This window comes from Actinomadura scrupuli (assembly GCF_050971785.1).
GTDB lineage: Bacteria > Actinomycetota > Actinomycetes > Streptosporangiales > Streptosporangiaceae > Actinomadura_E > Actinomadura_E scrupuli.
Genome location: NZ_JBPCCU010000002.1, coordinates 341363 through 361697 on the forward strand (window position 1 = coordinate 341363; position 20335 = coordinate 361697).

A 20335-nucleotide genomic window follows, 5' to 3' on the forward strand; every position below is an offset into this window, starting at 1 on the left:
CAGTCGGCCCAGCCGGGGTAACCGGCTCCGCATGAGCAGAGCGGAAGAGACAACCAAGACGGTCGTGATCGCGGGTATCGCGAATCTGCTCATCGCGATCATCAAGTTGGTCGCAGGGCTGATCGCCGGGTCGAGCGCGATGCTCGCCGAGGCCGCGCACTCGGTGGCCGACACCCTCAACCAGGGATTCCTGTTCACATCGCTGCGGCGCAGTGAGAAGCCCGCCGACCGGCGCCATCCGTTCGGCTACGGCAACGAGCGGTTCTTCTGGTCGTTGCTGGCGGCCTTCGGGATCTTCGTGGCCGGAGCCGGGTTCTCGGTGTTCGAGGGCATCCTGGCGATCGTCGGCGGCAGCGGCCACGGCGACATCCGGCTGGCGTACGCCGTGCTCGCCGTCTCCTTCCTCCTGGACGGGAGCGCCTGGCTGCGGGCCTTCGGCCAGGCCCGCCGGGAGACCCGCGAGAACGGACGGCAACTGATCGACCATGTCCGGCGCAGCCCGGACATCACCTTCAAGGCGGCGCTCTTCGAGGACACCGCGGCGATGATCGGTCTGGCGCTGGCCGCCGCGGGCCTCACGCTCAAAGAGATCACCGGGTCGTCGGTGTGGGACGGGGTGGCCTCGATCCTGATCGGCGTGCTGCTCATCGTGGTCGCCTATGTGCTGGGCCGGGACAGCAAGGCCCTGCTGATCGGCCGGGCGGTCGACCCCGACGCCCAGGCGGAGATCCGCCAGGAGATCCTGTCCGCGGAAGGCGTCGACCGTATCGAGGAACTGCTCACCATGCACCTGGGCCCCGACCAGATCCTGGTGGCGGCGAAGGTCAACTTCTCCGACGACATCAGCGCCGACCAGGCCGAGGACATCGCCGGTGAGATCGACTCCAGGCTGTGCGAGCGGCTCCCCATCATCCGCCACGTCTTCCTCGACCCCACCCAGCAGGAGACCCCGTCGGACACCCCACAGCCGGCCGGTTGACCGTCTCAAGGGCTGGGACCGGTCCATCAGGCGAGCGGTCAGATGATGTAAAGTCACTCACGCGGTTCAATACATCTTGATATCGCGCACCCGAGGGGCAGCCCTCACACAACTTCATATTGCTCATCCAGAGGGGTGGAGGGATCGGCCCTGCGAAGCCCCGGCAACCATCTCGGTTCTGCGTTTGTTGAGCGCGCCTCCGGCAGCGGCCGGGGCCCGGCGAGACCGACCGAGACAGGTGCCAAATCCGACCTGTGACCAAGGTGGCACAGGGCAGATGAGGAGAGAAGGCCTCGCGAACATGGCAATCACGCCTGCCACTACATCCCTCGGTCCGGCGACGGCTCTCACCTGCCGCGAGTGCGGCGAGTCGTACGATCTCGGCCCGCGCTACGCCTGTGAGCAGTGTTTCGGCCCGCTGGAGATCTCGTACGACTTCGGCGGCATCACCCGTGCGGACATCGAAGCCGGCCCCGGCAACATCTGGCGCTACAAGGGCCTGCTGCCCGTGCCGGGCAACGTGGCGGAGACGCCCAACATGGAGCCCGGCTGGACCCGGCTGGTCCGGGCCGACCAGCTCGCCTCCGAGCTGGGGATCCGCACCCTGTGGGTGAAGGACGACAGCGGAAACCCGACCCACTCGTTCAAGGACCGCGTGGTCGCGGTGGCGCTGGCCGCCGCGCGCGAGCTCGGTTTCAAGGTCCTGGCCTGTCCTTCGACCGGCAACCTGGCCAACGCCGTCGCGGCGGCGGCGGCCCGGGCCGGCATCCGGTCCGCGGTCTTCGTGCCCTCCAACCTCGAGACCCAGAAGATCATCACCACGGCGGTCTACGGCGGCCTGTTCGTGACCGTGGACGGCAACTACGACGACGTCAACCGGCTGGCCAGCGAGATCGCCGGTGAGCGGGACGACTGGGCCTTCGTCAACGTCAACGTGCGGCCCTACTACGCGGAGGGCTCCAAGACCCTCGGTTACGAGATCGCCGAGCAGCTCGGCTGGCGGTTGCCCGACCAGATCGTCATCCCGGTGGCGTCCGGCTCCCAGCTCACCAAGATCGACAAAGCGTTCCAGGAGTTCATCAAGCTCGGCCTGGTCGAGGACAAGCCGTACAAGATCTTCGGAGCCCAGGCCGAGGGCTGCAACCCGGTCGCCGCCGCCTTCAAGGGCGGTCACGACGTCGTACGGCCGGTCAAACCCGACACGATCGCCAAGTCGCTCGCGATCGGCAACCCGGCCGACGGGCCGTACGTGCTGGACGCCGTACGCCGGACCGGTGGCGCGGTCGAGGACGTCACCGACGCCGAGGTCGTCGAGGGCATCCAGTTGCTCGCGCGGACCGAGGGCATCTTCGGGGAGACCGCGGGCGGCGTGACCGTCGCGACGCTGCGCAAGCTGGTCCGGAGCGGCCTGCTCGACCCCGAGGCGGAGACCGTCATCATCAACTCCGGTGACGGGCTGAAGACCCTGGACGCGGTGGCCCCGGTGGCCCGGCCGTCCGCCAACATCGCTGCTTCGTACGAAGCGTTCCGAAAGGCAGGCCTGGCGTGAGTGTCTCAGTGCGGATCCCCACCATCCTGCGGACCTTCACCGGGGGTGAGTCCGAGGTCAAGGCCGAGGGCGCCACGCTGCGTGAGGTCGTCGCCGCCCTCGACGCCGATCACCCCGGGATCGCGGGCCGCATTCTCGACGACAATGGCAAGATCCGGCGGTTCGTGAACGTCTACGTGGGCGATGAGGATGTGCGCTTCGCCGACGGACTGGACACCGCGACCCCCGAAGGCGTACAGATCTCGATCATTCCCGCGGTCGCCGGCGGCTGACCGGCCGCAACGAGCGGAAACGCCCCGAACCTTGCCGGGTTCGGGGCGTTTCTGTGTACTTTGGCCCATCCAATGCGCCTAGTGAGACCAATAAGGGGGTTTTGGTGCAATAAAGGGTATTGCCTGTCGCATGGGAATCGCGGAGGACGTGGTGGAGGCCGTGCGGGGCCATCCGGCGGTGCGCGATGTGCACCTGACCGGATCCCGTGCGCGAGGTGACGAGACCGAACTGTCGGACTGGGACTATCAAGTCATCGCGGATGATTTCGGGTGGATCGCCCGAGATCTGGCGAATCTGATGGCGCAGTTCGATCCACTTGCCGCGCAGTGGGACCGGCTGCGCGATCACGAGTGCTATCTGCTCCTACTCGACGGCCCCGTCAAGATCGATCTGATCTTCGCGGACGTGCCGCGCAGCTGGTATCCCCCGTGGCGGGTGGGGCCGGACACCCTGCGGGGCGTCGACGCGCACTTCTGGGACTGGATGCTCTGGCTGGCGGGCAAGCGGAGGCGCGGGAAGCACGACCTGGTGCGAGTGGAACTGCACAAGATGTACGAGCATCTGCTCGCCCCGATGGGGGTCGCGGTGGTTCCGGTGACGCTCGGGGAAGCGGTCGAACGCTACCGCAAGGCCAGGCTGCACCTGGAGAAACGTTATGGACAGCACCTTCCGCGACGGCTGGAGGAAGCGGTCGCCCCCATCGTGACGGCACCATTCGGTGACCATTACCGGCCGTTTGATCGCGCGCAATGAGGGGTGTTGTCTGGCTGGTCCAGGTGGGTATGGTCTACCCCGATCGTCGCAGGTACGCCCGTGATCGATCACCGGTGACCGCGGTGGAAGAGCGGCTCCGGGCACAGATACCGCGGCCTCATGGCCGGGGTTCCAGCACGGCAGGATTGGTGAAAAATGGCTCAGGGGACCGTCAAATGGTTCAACGCTGACAAGGGCTACGGCTTCGTCGAGGTTGACGGCGGTAGAGACGTATTCGTGCACTACTCGGCCATCCAGGGTGATGGCTACCGCAGCCTCGACCAGGGACAGCGTGTCGAGTTCGAGATCACGCAGAGTGATCGCGGTCCGCAGGCGGACGGCGTGCGACCGCTCTGACCCCGGCCTTCGTGGCCCGCGGTTCGGTGTGGCGTGCCGGATTTGCCACACTTTGTAGATGGTGAACAACCAGTGGCGACGGCTGGTCCAGCTTCGGGTACTCGACAAGCGTCAGATCCTCGCTTCCGATGTGACCCGGGACCCCACTCTGGTGGACGGTTTCCCGCATCCGTACATCTTTCTCGCGGTGGGCCGTCGGCTGCGCCTGCAGCAGTTGTTCGCGGCCGTCGAGACCCTGGAGTCCAGGGGCTGGACGGCGGTGAGCTGGCATCTGGTCGCGGAGACGCGTGGTGTCGTCATGCGCCACCGTCCCCCGGTACCACCGGAGCCGGCACGCCCACCCACCGCACCGCACGCCGACGAAGCCGACCCGTCCGACATCACCGACGCCCAACCCAACGAGGATCAGCCCACCGACGACAACGCCACCGGCGCCCAGCCCACCGGCGACGACGCCGGCGCCCAGCCCACCGGCGGCCAGGACGCGACTGGCGCCGACACCCGCCCATCTCCGTGATCATGCAATCAACCGACGGTTGATTGCATGATCACGGAGATGAAGGAGTGTGCCGGGTCCCCTGGGGTCTCGGTGGTGCGGAGACCCCAGGGGATGCCGGGGAAGGTCAGTAGTAGAGCGGGTCGAAACGGATGGGGAAGGCGTTGCGGGCCGTGGCGAAGTCCTGGAAGTACATGATGTTCTGACTCACGCCGTGGCCGCTGATGGTCCCCTTGGCGACCACGCCCTCTCCCTGGAGGGTGAAGACCGGACCGCCGCTGTCACCCGGCTGGACCGCGCGCGACCCGTCCACCTGATGGGCCTCGATGAGGTCGTCGTAGCACTCCCACCGCTGGTAGGGGTCGAGGTCGCAGTACCAGGCGGTGAAGTCCTTCTGCAGCAACCCGCATCGCACGCCGGTGTAGGAACCCGACGAGCAGAACTGCTCGTTCGGGTACACCCAGTCCCACGCCACGACCGGCTTCTTGTAGTAACTGTCGACGGGGCCGTCCCAGATGTAGCCCTGGGCGTTCGAGGAGATCAGCATCAGGTCGTAGCCGACGTTCTCGTACTGCACCTGGCCCACCACGTCGTTGCTGACGCCGTCGACGAACCAGTTCCCGGGGGCGCCGCAGTGGCCGGCGGTCAGTATGTACTTGTAGCCGTCGTAGCCCAGAACGCCGAAGCCCCCGGTACAGCCGATGTAGCCCAGGTTGTAGTTGCGGATGCGGCCGCCGCCGTTCCACTGCTCGTGGTCGTCCAGGCGTCCGGTCCGCGTGATGTGGTCGGCCTGCTCGAACTGATGGGCCACCGCGAGCTTCGGCATGATGTTCGCGGCGCCGAGGAAGCTGCGCCGGCTCTCGTCGACGCCCACGCGCAGGCCGCTGCCGTCGTAGGGGATCCGTACCGAGCGGACGCCGGCCGATCGGTTGGCCTTGGCGGCCCTGCGCACCTGCTCGGCGGCCGCGTCCAGTTCCTTGAACGAGTACTCGGCCGCCACGACCTTCACCGGGACGGTCTTGCGCGCCTCGGTGACCGCCGCCTGGATCGGCGCGGGCAGCGCGCCCTTCCAGTACAGCTCCACCTCGCCCTTGCCGAAGGCGACGCTCATGTAACCGGCGGGATCTGTGTTCTCGACCGCCTGACGGATGATGTGGGCGCCCTTGCGCAGCGGTTGCTGCGCGGCGCTGACACCCTTGTCGAGCTGGTCGGACGTGACCGGCTGCGGCTCGGCCGCCGCCGGTGCGCTCAGCAGTGCGGGCAGCAGCAGGGCGGCGCCCAGGGCTGCGAGGATCGGGCGGGATCTGCTGGACTGGGACATCGTGCCTCCGGAGGGGGAAACCGGTGAACACTTGCGCCCGCGAGATTCCGTCAGGGGAATAGCCCAGGTATGTCCGTTCGATGACGAGAGTCGCAACAACCGCTGTCGTTCTCATGATCACGCAGCGCGGATCCGCGCCTGTACCGCGTGTGGCCATGGCGACCGGCTTCGGCGGCGAGGATGCGCAGCTTCAGAGTCGCGCGGCGACCTACCGCGAGCGGTGGTGGACCGGCGCCTGCCGGTCGATCTCGCGCCCCAGAACCATGACCATGTCATTGAAGCCATCGGTGCCGTGCTTCTGCGTGAGGGTGGGGAAGAGACCCTTGCGGCCGGCTTCCCGGAGCATCCAGGTCAGGTCGGTGTGGGAGGCCTGACGTCCGGTGGACAGCTCGTCATAGGTAGAGGACGCGACTCGCAGCAGGTCAGGATGGGCAGCCGACTCTGTGAGAATCATGCGCGTCGCGTCTTTGAGATCCATGCCTCGATTCTAGGTCGGCGTAGGCCGTGGAGTGGGATCTCGGATCGGGTCAGCTCGTCTCATAGTGTGCCTCTCGGTTGTCGCCCAGTTGGTACCCTCCGGCGCCCTGTTGCTCCAGCTCACGCCACGACTACTTCGGTGTGAGTGCCGGAAGCGCGGAAGGTCCGCCCGGGCGACCCGGGCGGACCTTCTTTCATGGGCGCGAGACGCTTCCAGCCGGTCCATCGAAGGATCTACGGAGACTCGTCTGGGGATTGGATGCCCGCTTTGTTTAGCTGTGGTGGTGGTGGTGCTGGTGATGGTGTTGGTGGCCGTTCGAGTCGATGTCGATGTCGCTGTCGCTGGCGCTGCCGCTGTTGCTGTTGGAATGTGAGGAAGAGTTCGGGCCTATACCCGCCGAGGGACACACGGTGCGAGTCACCCTTACTGTTGGCTGCGCTGTCACCGTGCGAGTCACCGTGTGAGTCACCGTCGCCGCAGCACTCGTTGGAGGGAAGGCCTGGCATGTGGGCGCGGTGATGATGTTGGACAGGAGAGTGACAGCCCCGCCACGTGCCAGCGCTCGACCCACGATCGTTGCGCCCGTGTTCACCGAGATCGAGGTGAGGGCGAGGATATTTCCCTGGAAGCTGGTGGTCGTTCCCAGACTTGCCGAGCTGCCGACCTGCCAGAAGACGTTGCACGCCTGCGCGCCCCCGGCGAGGAGTACCGAGCTACCGGCCGCGGTGTTGAGGGTCGCGGCCATCTTGAAGATGAAGACCGCGTTCGGGTCACCATGCGCGTCGAGGGTCAGCGGGCCGGTGATCTGGAAGGTGCCATCTGCGGAGTCGTAGACCCCTGGCCCCCTAGTGGTTCCGCCGAGCTCCGTGGCCACGGTGAGGGCGGGACCCCGCGCAGCCGCATCGTTGTACGCGGTGGTCAGATCGGCTTGGGCTTGCCCGGCAGGGCTGGCAGCACCTGTAAACACACTCCCGATCACTGTGGCGCCCCCGGGACCGAATCCGGTCACCGCGCTGCCCGGGCTTACCCCCACATTCCCCGTGATGACGCTCGGTCCACTGTTGGTAACGGTCGTCGCTGCCAAGACCGCGAAGTTGGCGGCACTACCGAGATTTATCGGGAGCTGTGCCCTATGTGCTTTGGACTGTGTGACAGCGAAGACGGTCACGCAGGAGATGAGCGCAAGACCCATCGCGAGACCTACCGCGAGAACGGAATATCCAGCCGATCTGCGGAAGCCTTTGCTAATATTAGCTGGCATTTGTCGGATCTTTCATCTATAGGAGATTCTGCCTATTTGACTGACATCTTTCAGATTCGATACGGCCACATACGACCACGTAGGGCAACAACGCCTCATCGAGCAAGCCACCGGCCGATCGCATACCCTGCGAACGCGTCGGCGCTTGGCGAATCCGCCGACCTCCCCGCCCGACCGGCACATCATAGGAAGTTATCAGTAATTCCAGATGCGTATCCCTGCCCATCATTAATAGATATTCCAACGAGTATTAATGACTGATCAAATTAAACTCGATGCTTGTCCCGTCACATTTGGCAGGTTCGGTCAACAGGCACCTAAAAGAAGACCTTTCCGTGGACTACTCAGAGAACGGCATGCACGTGTCACGCCATACGGCTGCGGCAGCGTGGTTGGCTGAAGGTATGGGCATCAGGACGCTGGCCGGCTGGCTCGGCCGTGAAGATCGGGCGCTTCCTACGCCGCACATGCGAGTTGGACGGTTCCGGACTTGTGTGGTGTCCCGCGCGAGTCGGGCACCGGCCAGCGGCAGCATCGGACGTTCCGGCCCGGCCGCCGTCTTGTGGTCTTTCGGAGTCGCTGCGGTCCCGATCCTCGTCCGGGCCAGCCGACCGGCTGCTTGCCTGTCCTGGCGCGGAACGTCCGTGGGAGCGCCGGGCAGGCACCGAGTCGGCGGCCCGTGCGGCCCGGTTCTCGGGCTGCCTTGCAGGAAGACGCCTTCGCGTGTCTGTACCTTGCGGGTATCCGCCCGTCAGAGGCGGTCGCACTGACACAGGCGGACTGCGCGCTTCCGGCAAACGGCTGGGGAAAGCTCCTCCTCGCCGAGTCGAGTCCCGCGGCCGGCCGTCAGTGGCCGGACGACGGGCAGTATCACGAGGTGCGTGGTCTGAAGCATCGCGCGAAGGGAGTGACGCGCCCCATCCCGGCCGCCCCCGAGCTGCTCGCCATGCTCCGGGCGCACATCGCGGAGTTCGGCGTGGCCGAGGACGGCCGGCTGTTCCGTAACCAGCGCGGGGCAACCGGCTCGCTCCGGTGACCTACGAAGCCGTCTGGAAGCGGCGCGGGCACAGTGTTGACGGTGACGAGGAGATCATGAACCGGCGCATAGCTGCAGCGCTGAGAACTCCCCATGCCCCTGCCACGGAACGCGCGGAACGGATCGGCCGACCTGCGTCCCAACCCCAGACGGTTGTTCCGTGGCTGTTCCGTGAATACCGGCGTACGGCGGCGCACCGTCGATCACGGCTGCGTACGTCGCAGCCCTCCTCGGACGGAGTTGACGCAGCTCAGACCGGATCAGGCCAGGTTGATGGGGTAACCCCTGCCAGGGATGTACGGCGCTTGCACTCGGCAGGGTGGAGTGACAAAGAGGAGTAGTCAGGGCGCGCTGACCTGCATACGGACGGTCCCGGGCACTGTTGCCGGGGCCGTCCGTTCCGTGCCTGTGCCGTGAGGTCGGGCAGTACCGCGTCACGGATGGCCGGTTGCCTGCGGAGGTCCGTCGTGGCGGGTAGATTTAGCGGCATGACCGCTGAGCCTCTAGAGCCTGCCGGGTCACGAGATCCAGGGGAAGATCCGGCCGCGATCTTCGATGCGCTGCCCCCGTCGCGCCGTGTTCAGTTCCGGGACGAGTACGACCGGGCACTCGACGCCGCGCACGATCTTGCTCGCTTCAAGCAGGTTCAGGCCCTGCTGCGGCAGTGGCGCCTTCGTGCGATGGCCTATAGCAGGCCGGGCTACGAGGAGGCGGTTCAGGACGCCCTTCATGGGCGCACGGATGGTTCCCCAGGCTACATCCCACCGGAGTGGGAAGGTCGTTTGTGACCTACAAGTTCGACGGCTTCCGCGGGCGGGCGCTGTACGAGCTGAACGGGCTGCCCGATGAGGTGCGGGACGGGCCGTTTCTCGAACGTGTCCTCCAACTCCTGGAAGCACCCTGGGGTGCCGTCCGAGAACGCCCTGACGCGTCGTCGGCGTTGCGGCACGCATTCTTCGGCGACCAGGGCCAGGGCATCATGACGCTCATCGTCGACGACCAGGCCGAGACCCTTCAGATCATCGACATTCTCTGGGCAGGCTGACGGACCTCTGCGGAATGCCTCGCGTTGCTCCCTGTCGTGGCGCTGGAGAGTGGCCAGAGGAGCGCGAAAAGCCGGGGCTGAGGTACGAAGTCCTGGCTTGTCGATCGCCCCAACCCGTGAGATGAGTACCCGGCTGGCGATCGTCGCGGCCTGTGCTGGGTGATGGGCGGCGGCGCTGACCCGGTGATCGGCCGTCAGGTCCGCACGATCGGGGGCCGGCGCTGACCCGGCCGTCCGGGCACGGCGCGTAGGGACCGGCGCCCACGCCGCACGCCCGTAGCGGCGGGACCGGACGGCCGAGGCGGCGGGCGCGAAGCGCCGCCGCCCTTGATCTACAACGGCCTAATTCGGCAATGCACTGGGGCCATTAGGCGGCTGACGTCACTGTCGGATCAGACGGGTCGTGAATCCGGCCTGGATCAATCGCTTATAGGCGGCCTCGACGTAGGCGGGCATCTCTTGGGAGATGGCGAATCCCTGATCGGGGTAGATCATGATGCGCTGGGTGTCTCCAACGAGCATGTTGATCACGCGGTCTGCATCGCCAATGTCGGCTACGTACTCGTCCAGCGGAAGCGGTCGGGAGGCACAGATGATCTCGATCTCGGGCCATAGCTTCTTGGCGGTGGCGTAGGCGCGGCGCTGCTGGTAGGGCCGGGAGATCAGAACGGCCGAGCTGATGCCGATGCCGTGGTCGGCGAGGAGTTTGCGGGTGAATTCGATGTTCTGTCCGGTGTTGGTGGCATTGGGCTCGATCAGGATCGCTTCGGCGGGTACGCCGAGCCTGATTGCGTGTTCGGCGTAGTGGACGGCTTCGCCTCGGGGGAAGCGGTTAATGGTGGTCGGGGCGTTGGCGCCGGTGAACACGATTCGTGGGAACCAGCCTTGCTGGTAAAGCTCGGCGGTGTAAGTGGCTACTCCGAGGTCGTGGCTGCCGAGTCCGATGCCGACGTCGGCGGCCCGGATCGTGTGGTGCATGTCGTGGTAGTCCCAGAGGATCTCGACGTCGGGTCGGACGGCGGCGGGCAGCTCGGCGCGTGCGGGCATGGACGGCCTTCCTCGCTCAGTCGGGGATCTTGAAGGTGTAGGACCAGGAGAACCGGGAGGCGGCGTGGATGCCTCGGGCGAACTCCACGATGCGGCCGTCTCGGGTGTAGGTGCGGCGCTGCAGGACCATGACGGGCTCTCCGGCCGGCAGCTGAAGCTGCTCGATCTCCTCCGGGGTGGGCATCCGGGAGTGGAAAGTCTCGGTCATGGTGTCGGGCTCCAGCCCTTGCATCGTGAGTACCGCGAATCCGCCACCTCGGGTAGCCGGCCCTGGGGTGGGGTCGACGATCGGTGTGCCTTCGACGTCTTCGGGGCGGTAGTAGCTGGCGAGTGTGTGGGTGGGCACGTCGCCGTCTTTGACCAGGCGAGCGCGCTCGTAGACCGGTGCGCCTTCGGGGATGCCGTACGCCTCGGCTATCTCTGTGTCGGCTGGGATCTTGCGGACGGTCTGCGTCTGGTCGGTGGGCTTCCACTCGCGGCCGGATGCTTCGCGGTCGGCGGCGAACGCGACCAGGCCGAACTTCCATTTGCTCTTGGCGTAGCGCTCGATGCCGAGACGCTTCATCGGCGGGCGCTGGCGGACAACGGTTCCGCGACGGCGCACCGGAGTGACCAGTCCCTCGGCTTCGAGCAGACGTACGGCTTGGCGGACGGTCTTGATGTTGACATCGTGCTCGGCAGCGATCTCGTTCTGTTTGGGCAGGGTGCTGCCTGGTGGGTACTCGCCCCGTTGGATGCCGTCCCGAAGAACGTCGGCCAGTTCCCGGTAGCCGATGCGCATGTCGCCTCCTGCCGCACGTCCGGTTAACGGTAGCGGTACCCGCTCTCGCACCGGGTCGCCTTAATAGAACCAGCTCTATTGACACTCCACAGCATAGGCGGTTCTATAGAGCTACCTCTAATCGGTGCTGTTGTAGAGGTTGCGAGTGACGACGATGCCCATGGCAGGGGAGTAAGGGTGCCCGACTCCGAGAACGAGAATCCGTGTCCGTCATGCGGTGGGCGGGGCCGGAAGTTCGTGCTTCCCCGTCGAGCCCTGCTCGTGGTGCCGGTCGGCGATGCCGCCGAGCAGGAGAGGTGTGGGAGGACTGCCGTTGTGCGTGGGCACTGGGCGGACCGCGGCCTAACGAATCGGGACCGCTGGGGCGGGGTGCCCAGGTGACGGCTGCCTCAAGGCTCGCGTGGCGCCTGCCTTGACCGTGATGGTCCGTGGGCTTGCTGAAGGTGCTTTGACCGAAGAGCGATCATTTTCTGCGCCGAGGATGGTTGATGGTGACAGCGACGATGGCCGATTACTAGCTGGAGCGGACGATGCTCGCCTCGCGGGCTGTGGTGGGGGTGGCGCGGGATCTGGTGGAGCAGACGGCCCGTGAATGGGGGCTGCCGCATCTGTCGGAGGATCTGCGGTTGGTCACTGACGAGCTGGTGACGAATGCGGTGGCGGTCAGTCCGTGGGATGGGCGGGTCAAGGTCCGGATCGGGCGTTACAGCGGTGGCGGTGTGATGGTCTCGGTGTGGGACCAGTCGCCCAAGCAACCCGAGTCTCAGCGGGTCGAGTTGACCTTGGAGATGCTCGACGCCCTGCCTGAGGATCACGAGTTCGGGGGGTGGGGCCTGTCGATCGTGGAGCGGCTGTCGGAGTCCTGTGGTGTGACGTGGGTGGAGCCGTTCGGTAAGTGGGTGTGGGCGCGGTTCCGGTGAACGGCGGCGGCGCTTCGTGGCTGGAAGGGTGCGGGTTGGCTACCGCCGGCGGCGGCCGTATGGCGTGCGCTGGGTAGGCGAGAACCCGCCGGAGAAATCCGAGTACTTCACCACCCGGGCGCTTGCGGACCGCTTCCGGTCGGATCTCATGCAGGCGGCTCGGCGCGGTGAAGCGTTCGACACGGTGACCGGGCTGCCGGAGTCCATGCTCAAGAAGGAACAGGGCGGGACCTGTACGAACACGCACGGGCCTACGTGGCGGTCACGTGGCCGGGAAGTCCGGGCAAGACGCGAGCAACCGTCGCTGATTGTCTGGCCGTGGTCACTGCGGCTCTGGTCTCCGACACCGGAGGCGCGCCTGATCCGCGTGTGCTCCGGCGGGCGTTGTCCGCATGGGCCTTCAACATGATTCGCACTGACCCCCCGGATGAGATCAGGGCGGTGCTGGCCTGGATAGAGAGGGCTTCGCTCTCCATGGGGGAAGTGGGGGAGTCCGAGGCTCTTCGCAAGGCGCTGGACGCCATAGGGCGGCGTCTGGACGGTAATACGGCCAAGGCCAACATGCCTGCCTCTACGTCGCCGGCCTGCGCACTTCGGAGGCGGTCGGGTTGCGGCTCGACATGTGCGTACTGCCCCTGTCGGGGTGGGGCAAGATCCTGCTTTCCGGGTCAAGTACCGCCTCGGGAAAGCACTGGACGGATGACGGCAAGCTCCACCAGGACCGGGCGCTCAAGCATCGTGCGGCCGGCGTCATCCGGAAGATTCCCATCCCCCCGGAGTTGGTCGCCATCCTGCGAGCGCACATCGGGGCCTTCGGGGTCGCGGCTGATGGTCGCTTGTTCAGCAGCGCGCGGGGGAACAAGCTCGCCCCTGCTTCGTACGAAAGTGTGTGGAAGCGGGTACGGACTCGTACCCTTCCGGTTCATCTGCTCGGCTCGCCGCTGGCCGGGACACCATACGACCTCCGGCACGCCTGCCTGTCCCTCTGGCTCAACAGCGGCACTCCGGCCACCGACGTGGCGGAACGAGCCGGGCACTCCGTCGCCATGCTGCTGAGCACGTACGCGCACTGCATCGAGGGCCAGGAGGAAGAGGCCAACAGGCGGATCCAAGCCGCTCTGGAACCCGCCTCGAACCAAGATCGCGGTACACGCGGTACAGCCCCGGCCAACCGGCACCGACACGGGCGGCTTGTACCGCGCCTGTACCGCGACCACCGACAGACGGCGGGTCGTGGTGGGTCACAACCGCACATGCCTCAGCCCTCCTCGGACGGAGTTGACGCAGCTCAGACCGGATCAGGCCAGGTTGATGGGGTAACCCCTGCCAGGGATGTACGGCGCTTGCACTCGGCAGGGTAGAGTGCTAAAAAATGGTTGGCACTCTACTGTGGAGAGTGACAGCTTCACAGTCTGGATCGGGGCGATGAGGCCTCGCCTCCGGCGGCGGAATGGAACCGTCGGGGAGGCCGTCCGTCGCGGGCGTCGACTCGGTCCTTCATGGCCACCCTGTTCCGGGAGGACTGGAGCTTATGGCTGCAAAGATGATCGCATTCAACGAAGAGGCCCGTCGTGGTCTCGAGCGTGGAATGAACCAGCTTGCGGACGCCGTCAAGGTGACGCTTGGCCCCAAGGGCCGCAACGTCGTGCTGGAGAAGAAGTGGGGCGCACCCACGATCACCAACGACGGTGTATCGATCGCGAAGGAGATCGAGCTCGAGGACCCGTGGGAGAAGATCGGGGCTGAGCTGGTCAAGGAGGTCGCGAAGAAGACCGACGATGTCGCCGGTGACGGCACGACGACCGCGACGGTGCTGGCGCAGGCGCTGGTGCGCGAGGGTCTGCGTAACGTCGCGGCGGGTGCGAACCCGATGTCGCTGAAGAAGGGCATCGAGGCCGCGGTCGAGCGCGTCAGCGAGGAGCTGTCGAAGCTCGCCAAGGACGTGGAGACCAAGGAGCAGATCGCTTCGACGGCCTCCATCTCCGCGGGCGACCCGCAGATCGGCGCGATGATCGCCGAGGCGATGGACAAGGTCGGCAAGGAAGGTGTCATCACCGTCGAGGAGAGCAACACCTTCGGGCTCGAGCTCGAGCTCACCGAGGGTATGCGCTTCGACAAGGGCTACATCTCGCCGTACTTCGTCACCGACCCGGAGCGGATGGAGGCGGCCATCGATGACCCCTACATCCTGATCGTCGCCGGCAAGGTCTCCTCCAACAAGGACCTTCTTCCGGTCCTGGAGCAGGTCATGCAGGCCGGCAAGCAGCTGCTGATCATCGCTGAGGACGTCGAGGGCGAGGCCCTGGCCACCCTGGTCGTCAACAAGATCCGTGGCATCTTCAAGTCGGCGGCCGTCAAGGCCCCCGGCTTCGGTGACCGCCGCAAGGCCATGCTCGGCGACATCGCCACCCTCACCGGTGGCCAGGTCATCACCGAGGAGGTCGGTCTCAAGCTGGACAGCGTCACGCTGGACATGCTGGGCCGGGCCCGCAAGGTCGTCATCTCCAAGGACGAGACCACCATCGTCGAGGGTGCGGGCGACCCCAACGAGATCGCGGGGCGGGTCAACCAGATCCGTAACGAGATCGAGAACACCGACTCGGACTACGACCGCGAGAAGCTGCAGGAGCGGCTGGCCAAGCTGGCCGGCGGTGTGGCGGTCATCAAGGCCGGTGCGGCGACCGAGGTCGAGCTCAAGGAGCGCAAGCACCGCATCGAGGACGCCGTTCGCAACGCGAAGGCGGCCGTCGAGGAGGGCATCGTCCCCGGTGGTGGCGTGGCGCTGATCCAGGCGTCGGTCGGAGCGTTCGCGAAGATCGAGCTGAACGGCGACGAGGCCACCGGTGCCGCCATCGTCAAGAAGGCGCTGGAGGAGCCGCTGAAGCAGATCGCGATCAACGCCGGTCTCGAAGGCGGCGTCGTGGTGGAGAAGGTCCGCGGGCTTCCCGCCGGTGAGGGCCTCAACGCCGCGACCGGCGAGTACGTCAACATGTTCGAGGCGGGCATCCTGGACCCGGCCAAGGTCACCCGGTCGGCGCTGCAGAACGCGGCCTCGATCGCGGCGCTGTTCCTGACCACCGAAGCGGTCATCGCCGAGAAGCCGGAGAAGAACCCGGCCCCGGCCATGCCCGGTGGCGACGGCGGCATGGACTTCTAAGTCCAGTTCGCACGACCCCGTTCGGCACGAGGGGCGGTCCCCGGTTGGGGCCGCCCCTCGTGCCGTACGGCGGATCGCCGGAGAACACCGGGAGGCGCATGGCCGTCCGGCCATGCCCATCTCGATGACTTCGCACCTGGGATCGGCCGGGCGAGTACTGTACAGAAAGTAATCAACGCCATACTCCCGGCCATGTGGAGCAGAAGGCCCGGGAGCCTTTCCTCGCCGCCTCTGGGACCGGCGGGATCACCCGATCGGGATCCACGTCGGTGGGCACGGGCGTCGCCCCGTGATCCACAGCTAGGAAGCGTCATGGCGTTACAGCTCTCCTCGCAAGTCCAGAAGGACCACGTCGTCATCCAGGTCGGCGGGGAGATCGACGTCGCCACGGCTCCGGAGCTCGGCGACTTCCTCAGGATCGTCACGACCCAGGACCATCCGCATCTGGTGCTCGACTTCACCGAGGTGACCCTGCTCTGCGCCGCCGGGCTCACCGCTCTGCTGATCGCCCAGCGGGAGGCCCGCCGGTTGGAGGGCTCCCTGCTGGTGGTGGCCGCACACGGCATCGTGGCCAAGGTGTTCCGCGTCACCGGGCTGGAGGACTGCTTCACCCTCTGCCCGGCGGTGACCGAGGCCCTCACGCTGCCGCTGCCGGCACCGGCAGTGGAGCCGTAGCCCGCGACCGGGTGCCCGTTCAGGCCAGCGCGGCCGGGAGGGCGCCGGTGTGCAGGACGGTGAGCGAGGTGACCGCCCGGGTGAGCACCACGTACAGCCGGGCCTGCCCGCGAGGCTCCGCCGCCACGATCGCCGCGGGCTCGGCGACCACCACATGGTCGTACTCCAGGCCCTTGGCCAGCGCGGCCGGGATCACCAGCAGCCGGTCCGCCCCATCGGACTCCGGGCCGAGCACCCCGTGGTCGAGTCCGGCGTGCGCCAGCGCCTGGGCGAACGCGGGGACGGCCGCGTCGGCGACGATGAGCCCGATCGACCCTGGCCGTTCCAGCGCCTCCCGGCAGGCCTGCACCGCGGCCTCCTCGATCCGGTGTACGGCGCGTACGTGCAGAGCGCCCGAGCCGGTACGGAGTGAACGCGGCGCACCGAGGCCCGGGGCGATCGACGGCAGCAGCCGGGCCGCGTAGTCCAGCACCTCACGGGGGACCCGGAAACCCAGCGTGAGCTCGGTGACCGCGCCCTCCTGGCCGAGATGCCGGAGCACCTCCTCCCAGGAGCGCGCCGACCATGGCGTGGTGCCCTGGGCGAGATCCCCGAGCACGGTCGCCGACCCGGTGGAACAGCGGCGTCCCAGCGCCCGCAACTGCATCGCGGACAGGTCCTGTGCCTCGTCCACCACCAGGTGCCCGAGCGAAGGAGTCCGGTCCACCAGGTCCGTCAGCTCGTCCAGCAGCGCCAGGTCGGCCGCGCTCCACTTCGCCGACCGGTGCGATCGGCCCGGCGTGCGCCGTGACAGCAGCGCCTGCTCCTCGCCGGACAGCACGCCCTTCGCGGCGTCCGCGAGATACCCGCCGTCGGTGAGCAGCCGGAACAGCACCTGTGCCGGAGTGACCTTCGGCCAGATCTGGTCCACGAGCCGCTTGACCGGTGCCGACCGCGCGACCGCGTCCTGCACCCGGTCGTCAGGAGCCTCCCCGCGCTGCTCCATCCGGACCAGCACCAGGTGGGCGAGCCGCTGGGCGAACGCCGCGCGTCCCGAGCCGTACCGGGTGGTGCCGCGCAGCGAGGCCGCCACCTCCCGCACCTCGTGATCGGGGACGCGGTACCGGCTCGCGCCCTTGACGAACAGCAGCCCCTCCTCGGGTTTGCGCACCTGCAGCCACAGCGCCTTGCGCAGCACCGCCGCCATCCGCGCGTCGCCCTTGAGCGTGGCCACCTCCGCGTCGTCGTCGGCGGTGGGCGAGCCGAGCAGATCGGCGACCGTGGCCTGGGAGACCCGGACCTCGCCGAGCGCGGGCAGCACCGAGGAGATGTACGACAGGAAGGCCCGGTTGGGGCCGACGATCAGCACGCCCGACCGGCTCAGCCGCTCGCGGTGGGTGAACAGCAGGTAGGCGGCGCGGTGCAGGCCCACCGCGGTCTTGCCGGTGCCGGGGGCGCCCTGGACGCAGACGGTCCGCCGCAGGTCCGCGCGGACCAGCTCGTCCTGGTCGGGCTGGATGGTGGCGACGATGTCGCGCATCGGGCCGGTGCGCGGCCGCTCGATCTCCTCGGTCAGGATCCGCGACGGGCCGAGCTCCCGGCCGTCCATCGGCTCGTCCTCGAACGCCGTCAGCTCGCCGCCGTGGTAACCGAACCGCCGCCGCAGGGCCAGGCCCATCGGGTCCTTGGGGCCGGCCTGGTAGAACGCCCGGGACACCGGGGCCCGCCAGTCGATCACCAGTGGCAGGCCCTCGTCGTCGTGGACGTGCCGGCGTCCCACGTACAGGGTCCCGGGCAGGTCCCGCGGCTGGTCGTCATGGTCGAGCCGCCCGAAGAACAGCGGCGTGTCAGGGTGGTCGGCCAGCGCGATGACCCGCTGGCCGAGCTGGAACGAGAGGACCTGCTGGGACACCCAGTCGGCGGCCATGTTGTCGGACTGGGCCTCCGCCCGCTCCCGCATCCGGCGGAGCGCGGCACGGGCTTCGGCGAGGTAGGCGCGTTCGGCGGTCAGGATGTCGGCGGTCGGGGTCAGGGTGTCGGCGTCGGCGTTCCTGTCAGGCTCGGCGGGCACGCGAAAGCACTCCGTGGCTGGAGGTGGATGAGGGCGAAACTACGAGCTTACTACGGCCCGTGATTTCAGCACCGATGATTACCCGGAGTTCCTGCGCGGCCTACTCGGCGGCGGAGCAGAAACCGTGCTGGACGGCGAGGTCGAGGGCCAGCTGGGAGGCGGGCGCGAGCAGGTCACGCCGGCCCGGGCCGACCAGCACGTACTCATCGACCTCGGCCTGGGGCGACAGCCGGCCGGTGTAGGCGGCGGTGAAGCAGGCCATCCGCACCTGGACCCCCTCGCCCTGGTCGTGCGCGGGGGCCCGCACCACCCCGAGGCGGCGGAAGGAGGCGCGCTCGAGGTCGACGCCGAGCTCCTCCCGCACCTCGCGGGACAGGGCCGCCCAGTCCTGCTCACCCGGCTCGCGCTTGCCGCCGGGCAGGTAGAGCAGGTCGCGGCCGCGGGCGCGTACCGTCAGCATGCGGCCGTCGATGGCGTGCACCCACGCCACCACGTCGAGCATCAGATCTCGTTCCCGGTGAGCACGTCGTCGGCGTCCACGATCCGGTAGGCGTAGCCCTGCTCGGCGAGGAACCGCTGCCGGTGGGCGGCGTAGTCCTGGTCGATGGTGTCGCGGGCCACCACGGCGTAGAACCGGGCGCCCTTGCCGGAGGCCTTGGGCCGCAGCACCCGGCCGAGACGCTGGGCCTCCTCCTGCCGGGAGCCGAACGCGCCGGACACCTGGATCGCCACGGAGGCCTCGGGCAGGTCGATGGAGAAGTTGGCCACCTTGGACACGACCAGCACGGAGATCTCACCGGTGCGGAAGGCCTGGAACAGCCGTTCCCGCTCCTTGATCCGTGTCTCGCCCTTGATCACCGGAGCGTCGAGACGCTCACCCAGCTCGTCGAGCTGGTCGATGTACTGCCCGATGACCAGGGTCTGCTCGCCCTTGTGCCGTTCCACCAGGGACTCGATGATCCCGGTCTTGGTCTCGGTCGTGGCGCAGAAGCGGTAACGCTCCTCCGGCTCCGCGGTCGCGTAGGCCAGCCGCTCGGAGTCGGTCAGCGTGACCCGCACCTCGACGCAGTCGGCCGGGGCGATCCAGCCCTGCGTCTCCATGTCCTTCCACGGGGCGTCGTAGCGCTTCGGCCCGATCAGGGAGAAGACGTCGCCCTCGCGGCCGTCCTCACGCACGAGCGTGGCGGTCAGGCCCAGCCGGCGGCGTGCCTGCAGGTCGGCGGTCATCCGGAAGATCGGCGCGGGCAGCAGGTGCACCTCGTCGTAGAGGACCAGGCCCCAGTCGCGAGCGTCGAACACCTCCAGGTGCGAGTAGACGCCCTTCCTGCGGGTCGTCATGATCTGGTACGTCGCGATGGTGACCGGCCGGATCTCCTTCTTGGAGCCGCTGTACTCGCCGATCTCGTCCTCGGTCAGTGACGTCCGCTTGAGGAGTTCCTGCTTCCACTGGTGCGCCGAGACGGTGTTGGTCACCAGGATCAGCGTGGTCGCCCCGGCCTGCGCCATCGCGGCGGCCCCGACGATGGTCTTGCCGGCGCCGCAGGGCAGCACCACGACCCCCGAGCCGCCGTGCCGGAAGGCGTCGGCGGCCTCCCGCTGGTAGGACCGCAGCTCCCAGCCGTCCTCCTCCAGGGAGATCGGGTGCGCCTCCCCGTCGACGTACCCGGCCAGGTCCTCGGCGGGCCAGCCCAGCTTGAGCAGGGACTGCTTGAGGCTGCCGCGCTCGCTCGCGTGCACCACCACGGTGTCGTCGGCGACCCGGGCGCCGAGCAGCGGGGCGATCTTGCGGGCGCGCAGCACCTCCTCGAGCACCGCCCGGTCGGTGGAGACCAGGATCAGGCCGTGCACGGGGTGCTTCTCCAGCCGCAGCCGGCCGTACCGCGCCATGGTGTCGGCCACGTCGACCAGCAGGGCGTGCGGCACCGGATACCGGGCGTACTTGATCAGCGCGTCGATGACCTGCTCGGCGTCGTGCCCGGCGGCCCGGGCGTTCCACAGCGCCAGCGGCGTCACCCGGTAGGTGTGGACGTGCTCCGGAGCCCGCTCGAGCTCGGCGAACGGCGCTATCTCCCGGCGGCAGTCGGCGGCGAGATCATGATCGACCTCGAGGAGCAAGGTCTTGTCGGACTGGACGATGAGCGGGCCGTCGGCCACAGG

General features: G+C 67.6%; 20 protein-coding genes, 1 pseudogene and 1 riboswitch. Of the genes and pseudogenes, 13 read left to right on the top strand and 8 right to left on the bottom strand.

The window, feature by feature from the left end; translation table 11 throughout:
• The first annotated feature begins 31 nt into the window (after nt 1–31).
• From ACRYCC_RS09265 to ACRYCC_RS09290, 6 genes are all read left to right on the top strand, one after another.
• Complete coding sequence (locus ACRYCC_RS09265; RefSeq protein WP_433810320.1) at nt 32–979, top strand: cation diffusion facilitator family transporter; 948 nt, start codon at nt 32–34, stop codon at nt 977–979.
• Between the two features lie 120 nt (nt 980–1099).
• Nucleotides 1100–1263: riboswitch (SAM riboswitch) on the top strand.
• A gap of 17 nt (nt 1264–1280) precedes the next feature.
• Nucleotides 1281–2528: a threonine synthase gene (gene thrC, locus ACRYCC_RS09270; RefSeq protein ID WP_433810322.1), complete on the top strand. Its 1248-nt coding sequence runs from the start codon at nt 1281–1283 to the stop codon at nt 2526–2528.
• Complete coding sequence (locus ACRYCC_RS09275) at nt 2525–2800, top strand: MoaD/ThiS family protein (RefSeq protein ID WP_433810324.1); 276 nt, start codon at nt 2525–2527, stop codon at nt 2798–2800. The genes thrC and ACRYCC_RS09275 overlap by 4 nt, the downstream gene beginning before the upstream one ends.
• A gap of 130 nt (nt 2801–2930) precedes the next feature.
• A complete protein-coding gene (locus ACRYCC_RS09280) occupies nt 2931–3554 on the top strand; it encodes a nucleotidyltransferase domain-containing protein (RefSeq protein ID WP_433810326.1) in 624 nt (207 codons plus the stop codon).
• Between the two features lie 156 nt (nt 3555–3710).
• Nucleotides 3711–3911: a cold-shock protein gene (locus ACRYCC_RS09285; RefSeq protein WP_433810327.1), complete on the top strand. Its 201-nt coding sequence runs from the start codon at nt 3711–3713 to the stop codon at nt 3909–3911.
• A gap of 58 nt (nt 3912–3969) precedes the next feature.
• On the top strand, nt 3970–4428 hold the full coding sequence (locus tag ACRYCC_RS09290) for a hypothetical protein (RefSeq protein ID WP_433810329.1): 459 nt from the start codon (nt 3970–3972) through the stop codon (nt 4426–4428).
• A 106-nt stretch (nt 4429–4534) separates the two neighbouring features.
• Here the strand turns inward: ACRYCC_RS09290 and ACRYCC_RS09295 are convergent, their stop codons facing one another.
• The 3 genes from ACRYCC_RS09295 to ACRYCC_RS09305 all read right to left on the bottom strand — a co-directional run bounded on the left by ACRYCC_RS09295 (nt 4535) and on the right by ACRYCC_RS09305 (nt 7290).
• Nucleotides 4535–5728: a S1 family peptidase gene (locus ACRYCC_RS09295; RefSeq protein ID WP_433810331.1), complete on the bottom strand. Its 1194-nt coding sequence runs from the start codon at nt 5726–5728 to the stop codon at nt 4535–4537.
• A 208-nt stretch (nt 5729–5936) separates the two neighbouring features.
• The gene (locus ACRYCC_RS09300; protein WP_433810333.1) at nt 5937–6206 is read right to left on the bottom strand and encodes a hypothetical protein; all 270 of its coding nucleotides are present in this window, start codon (nt 6204–6206) and stop codon (nt 5937–5939) included.
• 271 nt (nt 6207–6477) lie between these two features.
• Nucleotides 6478–7290 carry an ice-binding family protein gene (locus ACRYCC_RS09305; protein ID WP_433810334.1) on the bottom strand — a complete coding sequence of 271 codons (813 nt, stop codon included), beginning with the start codon at nt 7288–7290 and terminating at the stop codon, nt 6478–6480.
• Nucleotides 7291–8344: 1054 nt separating this feature from the next.
• On the opposite strand from ACRYCC_RS09305, the gene ACRYCC_RS09310 reads away from it, so the two are divergent.
• The 3 genes from ACRYCC_RS09310 to ACRYCC_RS09320 all read left to right on the top strand — a co-directional run bounded on the left by ACRYCC_RS09310 (nt 8345) and on the right by ACRYCC_RS09320 (nt 9548).
• Nucleotides 8345–8503, top strand: coding sequence for a hypothetical protein (locus tag ACRYCC_RS09310; RefSeq protein WP_433810336.1), 159 nt, complete (start codon nt 8345–8347; stop codon nt 8501–8503).
• Nucleotides 8504–8991: 488 nt separating this feature from the next.
• Nucleotides 8992–9291, top strand: a complete 300-nt coding sequence (locus ACRYCC_RS09315) for a DUF6247 family protein (protein ID WP_433810338.1) — start codon at nt 8992–8994, stop codon at nt 9289–9291.
• Complete coding sequence (locus tag ACRYCC_RS09320; RefSeq protein WP_433810340.1) at nt 9288–9548, top strand: hypothetical protein; 261 nt, start codon at nt 9288–9290, stop codon at nt 9546–9548. Before ACRYCC_RS09315 ends, ACRYCC_RS09320 begins: the two co-directional genes overlap by 4 nt.
• A 381-nt stretch (nt 9549–9929) precedes the next feature.
• Here the strand turns inward: ACRYCC_RS09320 and ACRYCC_RS09325 are convergent, their stop codons facing one another.
• Complete coding sequence (locus ACRYCC_RS09325) at nt 9930–10595, bottom strand: YdcF family protein (RefSeq protein ID WP_433810342.1); 666 nt, start codon at nt 10593–10595, stop codon at nt 9930–9932.
• 16 nt (nt 10596–10611) lie between these two features.
• Nucleotides 10612–11376, bottom strand: coding sequence for a GntR family transcriptional regulator (locus ACRYCC_RS09330; protein ID WP_433810344.1), 765 nt, complete (start codon nt 11374–11376; stop codon nt 10612–10614).
• Between the two features lie 530 nt (nt 11377–11906).
• Here ACRYCC_RS09330 and ACRYCC_RS09335 point away from each other — a divergent pair.
• From ACRYCC_RS09335 to ACRYCC_RS09350, 4 genes and pseudogenes are all read left to right on the top strand, one after another.
• Nucleotides 11907–12296, top strand: coding sequence for an ATP-binding protein (locus tag ACRYCC_RS09335; RefSeq protein ID WP_433810346.1), 390 nt, complete (start codon nt 11907–11909; stop codon nt 12294–12296).
• Nucleotides 12297–12877: 581 nt separating this feature from the next.
• Nucleotides 12878–13657, top strand: a pseudogene (locus ACRYCC_RS09340) (tyrosine-type recombinase/integrase); the annotation flags it as partial.
• Between the two features lie 170 nt (nt 13658–13827).
• Entirely contained in the window at nt 13828–15453 is a 1626-nt protein-coding gene (gene groL, locus ACRYCC_RS09345; protein WP_433810348.1) for a chaperonin GroEL, read from the top strand.
• Nucleotides 15454–15765: 312 nt separating this feature from the next.
• Nucleotides 15766–16128 carry an STAS domain-containing protein gene (locus tag ACRYCC_RS09350; protein WP_433810350.1) on the top strand — a complete coding sequence of 121 codons (363 nt, stop codon included), beginning with the start codon at nt 15766–15768 and terminating at the stop codon, nt 16126–16128.
• Between the two features lie 19 nt (nt 16129–16147).
• Here ACRYCC_RS09350 and ACRYCC_RS09355 read toward each other — a convergent pair whose 3' ends face one another.
• The 3 genes from ACRYCC_RS09355 to ACRYCC_RS09365 all read right to left on the bottom strand — a co-directional run bounded on the left by ACRYCC_RS09355 (nt 16148) and on the right by ACRYCC_RS09365 (nt 20332).
• On the bottom strand, nt 16148–18178 hold the full coding sequence (locus ACRYCC_RS09355) for a HelD family protein (protein ID WP_433810352.1): 2031 nt from the start codon (nt 18176–18178) through the stop codon (nt 16148–16150).
• Between the two features lie 100 nt (nt 18179–18278).
• Nucleotides 18279–18680 (bottom strand): NUDIX hydrolase, encoded by a 402-nt coding sequence (locus ACRYCC_RS09360; RefSeq protein WP_433810354.1) that lies wholly within the window; start codon nt 18678–18680, stop codon nt 18279–18281.
• Nucleotides 18680–20332 carry a DNA repair helicase XPB gene (locus ACRYCC_RS09365; RefSeq protein ID WP_433810356.1) on the bottom strand — a complete coding sequence of 551 codons (1653 nt, stop codon included), beginning with the start codon at nt 20330–20332 and terminating at the stop codon, nt 18680–18682. The genes ACRYCC_RS09360 and ACRYCC_RS09365 overlap by 1 nt, the downstream gene beginning before the upstream one ends.
• Nucleotides 20333–20335: the final 3 nt, after the last annotated feature.